This window comes from Dokdonella sp., assembly GCF_039926425.1.
GTDB lineage: Bacteria > Pseudomonadota > Gammaproteobacteria > Xanthomonadales > Rhodanobacteraceae > Dokdonella_A.
Genome location: NZ_JBDSWZ010000022.1, coordinates 1 through 8,473, shown reverse-complemented (window position 1 = coordinate 8,473; position 8,473 = coordinate 1). Strand labels below are relative to the sequence as shown.

The following is an 8,473-nucleotide window of genomic DNA, read 5'->3' as shown; positions in this document are numbered from 1 at the left end:
AAAGCTGCTTGCCGCGATGATGCAGCAGTTTCCGGGCGAGGACGTGCGCCTGACGAGCAGCTCGTTCGACGGCAGCCGTTCGGTGTTCGAGGCGATGGGCGATCGCAATCCAGGCCAGTTCTTCCTGCTCGACGCGAAGACGAAAAAGGCGACATTCCTGCTCGGCAATCGCCCGTGGATCAAACCCGAACAGATGGCCACCTCCGAGCCCATTGCGCTGAAGTCACGTGATGGGCTTCCGCTGCACGGTTACCTGACCCGACCGCCGCAACACGAAACGGCTAAACAGCTGCCGATGGTCGTGTTCGTCCACGGCGGTCCGTATGGGATTCGCGATGACTGGGGCTTCGATCCGAAGGTCCAGATGATGGCGAGCCGCGGGTATGCAGTGCTGCAGGTGAACTTTCGCGGCTCTGGCGGGTATGGCCATGCATTCGAGCTGGCCGGTCACCGCGAGTGGGGCGGGCGCATGCAGGACGATGTCACCGACGCGACACATTGGGCGGTCGCGCAAGGCATCGCCGACCCGAAGAGGATCTGCATCTTCGGCGGCAGCTACGGCGGGTATGCGGCGCTTGAGGGCGCGGTGAAGGAACCGGATCTGTACCAGTGCGCGATCGGCTATGTCGGTGTGTACGACCTGCGCATGATGTTCACGCGCGGCGACATTCCGCAGTCGAGCTATGGCGACAACTATCTCAAGACCGTGCTCGGCGAAGACGAATCGGTGCAATGGGACCGTTCCCCGATTGCCCACCTCGATCGCCTCAAGGCGAAAGTGATGTTGATCGTCGGCGGTCAGGACCAGCGTGTTCCACCGGTGCAGGGCGAGTCGATGCGGTCGGCGATGAACAAGGCGCATATCCAGCATGAGTGGCTTTATCAGCGCACCGAAGGTCACGGGTTCTACGACGAGAAGAACACAGAAGAGCTGTTCGTCAAACTGCTCGCGTTTCTCGATCACAACATTGGCGCGCACGGCGCACCCTGATCTGCGAGAGACAAGCAAACACCGGAACCACGAAGCACACAAAAGGGGAAGTCGCAGTGTCGCGCTGCGCGGGACAAACCGCCTGTCGTTGTCCCGCCGCCCACGCAAAGGACAGGCGTAGCGCGTTGGTTTGCGCATTATCGAATGGGCGAGCGCAGCATCGACATCATGCGATTGCGAACGACACGATGCGCAGCGCGAACAGTGCCAACCTAAGAATGGCTTAAGCCATGCCCGCTACGCTTGCGTTCGACGCGCACGGTGACGATCGATGACAGACAGCGAACGAACGACGAACAAAGTGGCAGCCGTGACGCTGGCGTTCTGGGTGACCAAGATCGCGGCAACCACGCTTGGAGAAACCGCGGGCGATCTGTTCTCGATGACGCTGGGCCTCGGCTACGCGGTGAGCTCGATCATCCTCGTCGGCCTCTTTGCGATCGCGCTCGGATTCCAGCTTGCAGCGCGGTCATTCCGCCCGTTTCTTTTCTGGAGTGTCGTGCTGCTCACGAGCACTGCCGGAACCACGTTGTCCGACTTCATGGACCGGAGTCTGGGTCTTGGTTATGCAGCCGGTTCAACGATCATCGCGGCGAGCCTTGCGGCCGTGTTGCTCGCGTGGCGTGCTGTGGAGGGCTCGCTGTCGGTGGAGTCGATCACCACACGTCGGGCGGAACTCTTCTACTGGGTGGCGATTCTGTTCTCCAATACGCTCGGAACGGCACTGGGCGATTTTCTTGCGGACGACTCCGGACTCGGCTTTCTCGGTGGCGCGATCCTTGTCGGCTCGGTCATCGCTGCAATCGCCGTCGCATCGGTGCTCACCCGATGGAATCGCGTCGCGCTGTTCTGGCTGGCGTTCGTGCTGACCCGGCCACTGGGCGCCACCTTCGGCGACTTCCTCACGAAGCCGACCGACAGCGGCGCGTTGGGCCTCGGAACGATTGGATCGTCGGCTGTGTTGCTCGCGATCCTCATCGTGTCCGTCGAGATCAGCCGTCGGCGCGAGGATGCGGTCTAGCCTTCGGAGGGGCTGCACAGGCTGTCCGACACCGCGCCGTCGCGGGTCCGCGCGCTCACGATCATCTGGGCAGTCGCGATTTGCACGACAGGATGGATCGACGCGATGAAATGTCGATTCGGGTTGTCCTCGATCGTCGTTTGGACAAGGCAACTCGCACAGGTGCCGAATGGCAATCCGGCATGCATCCTGAAAGAGACACTCCATGTCCTACATCGACGGCTTTCTCATCGCCGTACCCGACGCCAATCGCGAGGCGTTCATCGCGCATGCCAATCTGCTCGATCCGATCTTCATCGAGTGCGGTGCACTTCGCGTCCTCGAATGCTGGGGCGATGACGTGCCCGACGGCAAGGTCACCGACTTCCGCCGCTCTGTGCAAGCGAAGGACGGCGAGTCGGTCGTTTTTTCATGGATCGAGTGGCCGGACAAAGCCACCCGCGATGCCGGAAAGAAGAAATTCATGCAAGACGCGCGATTGAAGCAGTCGACCGAGCCGCCGTTCGACGGCAAGCGGATGGTCTTCGGCGGATTCATTCCGGTCACGGAAATTCGGTCCGCAGGCTGACGGGATCGGCACTCCTGTTGCCGGGTCGGGCATCGGCCGGCTCGGTTTTCGCTCGCCCACGCGGCGACGAGGACCGAGCGTGGATCTCTGTTCCCGCGGAACACACGGACGTCCAATTCGGCCGGCGGTTGGCATTCGTCGATCGGGACATGTCGGCGTCAAGCGCGAAGACGCGCCACAGACGTCGAGTACACTCGCCACGAACAGCCCTGATTGCCGATCTCGAACACCTGCACGGTTGAAGGCACCTCACAGTGCAACATGCTGCGCCGGCGGTCGGCACAATGGACATGAAGCGACCGAGGTCATTCTGTAGGAGCGGCTTCAGCCGCGATGCTCTCACCCAGGCATCGCGGTTGAAGCCGCTCCTGCAGATTCATGACAACGCTCCCGCAACCGCGGAACGGGATGCTGTCGAAAAAACGCTGCGACAGACGACTGTCGTTGAGCCGATATGGAATCCAGTCGTGCCGCATTCGACCCCGTATCGAAGATGATTTTTTCGGCGGAGTGCGCCCAGCGCTCGACCCTTGGATAGCCGACGAAGAGCCGACCGAATTACCAATGGGCTTGGTTCGCATGCAGCCATTGCAGCGAGTGGCCTCGCCACAGCGCGTGCGGGGAGTCGAACAGCAGCGCTGCCCCGCGCGGAATGTAGGCAAGCTGGTCGGCCTTGAACACGGCAAGAATTCGTTGTGCTCAGCGGACGCGGCGATTCGCTAGAGACGACGGACCAGGCGCTCGATCAACGCAGGATCGGTTACGCGACGCACCCGCGAGTCGGCCAGCTTGCGGCAGATGAAGTCCGCCTGCGCGCCACCGACCCACACGTCGATATCGCCTTTGAGCGCTGCGACCAGCTCGGCGACCTGCACGAGTGCGGCATCGGCAAGGCCTGAATCCACGCAGCTCAACGCGACGGCTTTCGCGCCGAGTTCGTTGGCGAGGATCGCCAAGTCGCGCGCCGGCAAGTCGGTGCCGAGGTACAGCAGCGGCGCGCCCGCGCCGTATGCAATCAGCGCCGCGATCAACAGGCCGAGTTCGTGATGCTCGCCGGGCAGCGTGGCGAACAGCAGCCGCGGGCCGCGTTCGCTCGGACGCGGATTGAGGATGGCGATCATCCGCGCCCTCAGCAGGCTGCTGAGCAGTCGCTCCTGCGCAATGTCGAGTTGTCCCATCACCCAGCGTTGTCCCACCAGCGTCAGCAGCGGCGAGATCACGCGCGTGACCAGAATCACCGGTGGCAGCGTCGCAATGGAGACGGACAGCAGGCGATCCAGTTCGCCGATGCGGTAGCCCATCACCGCATCGAGCATCCTGTCGCACAGCGTGTCGACACCGCCGTAGCCGATCTGCGAGGACTCTGCGAGGAGGCCGTCGAGCGCGTCGTCGTCGAGCCCTGTCAGCCGCCGGATCGGATGTCCGCGCGTGGTCAGCCGGTGCAACCGCGTCAAGCGTTCGATCATCGCGGCGTCATAGACGCGACGACCGGCGGCATCGCGCAGAGGTTCGACCACGCGATGCCGGCGCTCCCACGCGCGCAGCGTGCCCGGGGTCAGGCCCGTCATGCGCGAAGTGGAGGTCATGCTGTACACGCGTCAATGTACAACATCCGTACAAGTGACTGTTTAACCCGCGCGTGACGAGCGAGTCGCCATGCTTTGCGGCCCGAACAACGTCACGTCAGGAGCGTGCACTCCGATTCCCATTCATGGTTCACGACGGTTGGCGCGTGATTCGACGCGGTCCTGACCGTCGTACGCCGTCTCCGCGGCACGCACGCAATGCGTCTGCCGCGATTCCTCTCAAAATCTCAAGGAAAATCCCATGTCCACCAAAGATATCGTCGACACCGCTGTTGCTGCCGGCCAGTTCAACACGCTTGCCGCCGCCCTTACCGCCGCAGGCCTCGTCGACACGCTGAAGGGCGCCGGCCCGTTCACTGTTTTTGCGCCCACCGACGACGCGTTCAAGGCGCTGCCGGCCGGTACGGTCGAGACACTTCTGAAGCCTGAAAACAAGGCGAAGCTCACCGCGGTGCTGACGTATCACGTTGTCAGCGGCAAAGTGGGCTCCGCCGACGTCGTCAAGCTGTCGGAAGCTGCAACCGTCAACGGCGCCAAGGTGGCGATCAAGACCGACGGCGGCAAGGTGCACATCAACGATGCCACCGTGACCAAGGCCGACATCGACGCCAGCAATGGCGTGATCCACGTGATCGACAAGGTGCTGATCCCCGCCGGCTGATCGCCGCGAGGAACATCCGCGTCCGGTTCCTCGTTCGAGAAGCAGTTTGCGGATTGATGACACAGGGCCCGCATCGTTTCGATGCGGGCCTTTTCATTGGTCTTTGCAAAACGCCTTGCTGCAATTGTTCGCGCAAGGTTCGCAGTCACATCCTTTCCGAGCGCCGCGGGGAAAGAAACGCACTGCGCTGATCTGCAACGATGCACCCGCGCGTTCGCACCGAACGCGCTGCCGAAGTGGTTCTACTTTTCGGACGCAGGCGCCGCCGATTCATCCGCGCTCCATAACACCGCTGCAGGCTTTCCACCCAGCATTTGCGCGCGCACCAGCGGAATCGGCGGGCCGCCATAGCTCAGCAGCTTGTCGTTGAATTCCTTCAATGCATGCGGGCCCGGATGCGCGGCAATCCAGTCCTTGCGCAATCCCATGATCATCAACTTGCCCAACGTGTAGTTGAGATATCCCGGGTCATACGTACCGCGCGCGGCCTGCTGCCGTGCATTGCCCGGGTCCTGGAATGCTTTTTCGCGGAACATCTCCTCGGACTGTGCGATGGTCATTCCGCCGGTATGCAGGCCGATCGCGGAGAGGTAGCGAACGTCGCGCAGCAGCGCATTGGTGAGCTGGCCGATATGGACTTCGGGCGTTCCGCCTTCCACGCCCGCATCGAACATCATTTCCTCGGTGTAGTGCGCCCAGCCCTCTGCAAATGCATAGCCGACGAACAACTGCCCGAATGTCCAGTTGGCGCGGTTCGCGTGCAGGAACTGCAGAAAGTGACCTGGCCACACTTCGTGCGCCGAGACGAACAGCAACGCGTCCTTGCCGGGAATGTAGGCCTGCTGGTCCGCCTTGCTCCAGCTCGGATCGGCCGGTGCGATGTAGTACACCGACGGCAGGTTCTTTTCGTAGGGACCCGGAATCTCGATGTACGCGAGGTTCCAGCGATTGAACGGCGGCGCTTCCTCGGCCTTGGCTTCTTCCGGCCCGGGAATGGTCACGAGATCCTTGTCGATCACGAACTGACGCAGCGTCACCAGCTGCTTGCGCGCGCCTTCGACTGCGCCGCCTTGCGGCTTGTCCGCCATTGCCTTGCCGGTGCAGTCGGCAAGGCTCTTGCCAGGCGCGAACTGATCGCACGCGGTCTTGAGCGACGCGAGATTGCGTGCAAGGTCCGCTTCGCCAGCGGCTTTGAGCTGATCGATCGGCAGGTCGACCAACTCGGTCGCGTGCAACATCCGTGCGAACTTCTCGGCGCCGAGTGTGTAGTTCTGTGTCGCATTGGGCTTCTGCGCCTTCAACCAGTCGGCCAGTTCCTGCGTAGCCTTGATCGCCGCGGCGTTGCTCGCCTTGAAGCGTGCCTGCAGCGCGTCGTCTTTCACGTCGGCAAAAATCGCCGGCACGTCTTTCTTGAAAAAACTCGCAAAGCCGCCGAACGAATTGACACCCAGATCGATGTACGACGACGGCAACGGCAGCTTGAAATTTCCCTTGATCTGCTCGAGCGCCTTGGGCAGCGCTTCCTGGTAGGTCACGAACGCGGCCATGCGCTCCGGTAGCGCAGCATACGGACGCGTCAGGTACATGCTCGGCGAAAGGTCGCCCGCGTAGTAGCCCGGATTCGAATACGGCGCATTGGAGTCTTCCAGCCGGAACAATTGGCCGTCGATCACCGCGAGTGCATAGTCGCGACGGAACCGTCCCTGTGCATCGAGCGTGTCGTCGGCGAAGTTGGAGAACGCGGTGCGCTGCCCGTGCAGCCAGTCGGCGGTCGCCTTCAATCCTTCCGGGCTGTAGTCGGGCAGCTTGCCGTCGAATTCGTGCTTGCCCGCACTCGCGGCGGATACGGGGTCGTGTTGAAAATAGCCTGCGAGAAACGTATCGACTGCAGACGCAAGCGCGGCAGTGCTGTCGGGTTTGACGACGGGCGCAGCCGGCGCGGAGGCAACCTCGGCGGCGGGGGGCGGCGCAGACGGCGTATCAGGAGCGCAGGCAGCCAGCAGACTCGCGGCGACGACGGTGGACAACGTGAGGACGCGCAACGATCGCATGTTCGACTTCTCCGCTCTGATCGAAATGGACGAGCCTAGGCGCTCGCGGAAGGAGACGCAAATCCATCGGTGCCGGGACGTTGCATCGAGAGTCCCGTGCGCCTCGTCAGCGCGACATGTATCGGCTCTGGACGCAACCGGTGGGGCGCTGATTGGTGTTTCCCCGCGCCGAACACGAGAATAGGCGACATCGTCCGTTGCGCGCGAACCGAAGTGCCCGACCACATCCACCGCTTTCGTGATTGCCGCATCGATCTGTCGACGCGCGAGTTGCTGCGGGGTGGTGAACGCGTGGAGTTGCCGCCGAAAGTGTTCGATTGCCTGGCGTACCTGGTGGAGCGTCGCCAGCGTGCGGTCGGCCGCGATGAACTGGTGGCCGCAGTGTGGGGCAAGGTCGAGATCACCGACACCCTGCTCGGACAGACCATCATGAAGGCGCGTCGCGCAATCGGCGATAGTGCCAGCGAGCAGAACGCGATCCGCACGATTCCCCGTTTCGGCTATGGCTGGGTTGCGGTGCCCGACACCGACGGTGAAGGCGAAGGATCCGCGCAACTGGTGGCCGCCGAACCTGCGATCGCACAGGAGTGGGAACAAGGCGTTCGGCGATTCCATTTTTTCATCCGACAAGCGCGCTGGTTTGCGTTGGTCGCAGTCGCATTGCTCGCAATCGGGTGGTGGCTGCAGCGCGGCAACACGCCAGCTGCGCCGCCGACATCAACAATCGACAGCGCTGCGGTATTGCCGGTCGAACTGGTTGCGCCGGCGGAATGGTCGTGGGTGCGTTTCGGATTGATGGAATTGATCGCGACACGTCTGCGTGCCGGCGGCCAGCCCGCCATTCCCAGCGACAACGTCATTGCCGTTGCGCGCGCGGCAGCACAGGATGATGCGAGCATTCGCGATGCGACTGGCGCGCGCCTCCTGTTGAGTTCGTCCGCCACCTGGAGTCCGAGTGGCTGGAGCGTTCACCTGGAGCTGCGCGGCGACGCGGAGCCGCGCAACGTCGACACGCACAATCCCGACGTGCTGCTCGCCGGTCGCGAGGCCGTGGACCGGCTGTTAACGATGATCGGCAAGGCACCACCGGCCGATGCCGGCAATCCGCAACAGTGGTCGGATGACAAGTTGCTCGCGAGCGCCGAAGCGGCATTGCTGACCGACGATCTCGCGGGCGCGCGAGCCTTGCTTGAATCGGCACCGGCCGCATTGCGGGCGTCGCCTGAAGTGCACCTGCGCCTGGCCAAGATCGACTTTCGCGCCGGCCAATTCGATGCAGCGGCCGCAAGCCTCAAGGCGTTGCTCGCGTCGACCCGTGAAGAAACGGATCCGGTCCTGCGCGCGCGAGTTCTTGATGGCCTCGGCAATGTCGCGATCCGCCAAGGTCATCTGGATGCGGCTGCGCAGTACTACGACGAGTCCGTCTCGCTGCTCGATAATCGACACGAGCCGGCGGAACTCGGGCAGGCGACCATGGGACGCGGACTCGTCGCGCAGATCCGGAACGATGCCGATGCGGCGCGCGCTGATTTCTCACGCGCACGCATCCTGTTCGAGCTGGCGGGCGACCGGCTCGCGCTTGCACGCGTCGAAGC

General features: G+C 63.0%; 7 protein-coding genes. 5 read left to right on the top strand and 2 right to left on the bottom strand.

The genetic code is table 11. The annotated features are described in order from the left end of the window. The 3 genes from ABIV12_RS01220 to ABIV12_RS01210 form a co-directional block, all read left to right on the top strand. On the top strand, nt 1-991 hold a 991-nt coding region (locus ABIV12_RS01220), incomplete at its 5' end, for a S9 family peptidase (RefSeq protein WP_348055403.1). 271 nt (nt 992-1,262) lie between these two features. Then, nucleotides 1,263-2,012 (top strand): hypothetical protein, encoded by a 750-nt coding sequence (locus ABIV12_RS01215; RefSeq protein ID WP_348055401.1) that lies wholly within the window; start codon nt 1,263-1,265, stop codon nt 2,010-2,012. 205 nt (nt 2,013-2,217) lie between these two features. Then, nucleotides 2,218-2,580, top strand: a complete 363-nt coding sequence (locus ABIV12_RS01210) for a DUF1428 domain-containing protein (RefSeq protein WP_348055399.1) — start codon at nt 2,218-2,220, stop codon at nt 2,578-2,580. Between the two features lie 719 nt (nt 2,581-3,299). Here ABIV12_RS01210 and ABIV12_RS01205 read toward each other — a convergent pair. Next, a complete protein-coding gene (locus tag ABIV12_RS01205; RefSeq protein ID WP_348055397.1) occupies nt 3,300-4,166 on the bottom strand; it encodes a MerR family transcriptional regulator in 867 nt (288 codons plus the stop codon). 241 nt (nt 4,167-4,407) lie between these two features. Here ABIV12_RS01205 and ABIV12_RS01200 point away from each other — a divergent pair, with 241 nt between their 5' ends. Then, nucleotides 4,408-4,827: a fasciclin domain-containing protein gene (locus ABIV12_RS01200; RefSeq protein WP_348055395.1), complete on the top strand. Its 420-nt coding sequence runs from the start codon at nt 4,408-4,410 to the stop codon at nt 4,825-4,827. A gap of 242 nt (nt 4,828-5,069) precedes the next feature. On the opposite strand, the gene ABIV12_RS01195 is transcribed toward ABIV12_RS01200, so the two are convergent. Next, the gene (locus ABIV12_RS01195; RefSeq protein WP_348055393.1) at nt 5,070-6,878 is read right to left on the bottom strand and encodes a DUF885 domain-containing protein; all 1,809 of its coding nucleotides are present in this window, start codon (nt 6,876-6,878) and stop codon (nt 5,070-5,072) included. A gap of 213 nt (nt 6,879-7,091) precedes the next feature. Here ABIV12_RS01195 and ABIV12_RS01190 point away from each other — a divergent pair. Then, a partial coding sequence (locus tag ABIV12_RS01190) for a winged helix-turn-helix domain-containing protein (protein ID WP_348055391.1) occupies nt 7,092-8,473 on the top strand: 1,382 nt, incomplete at its 3' end.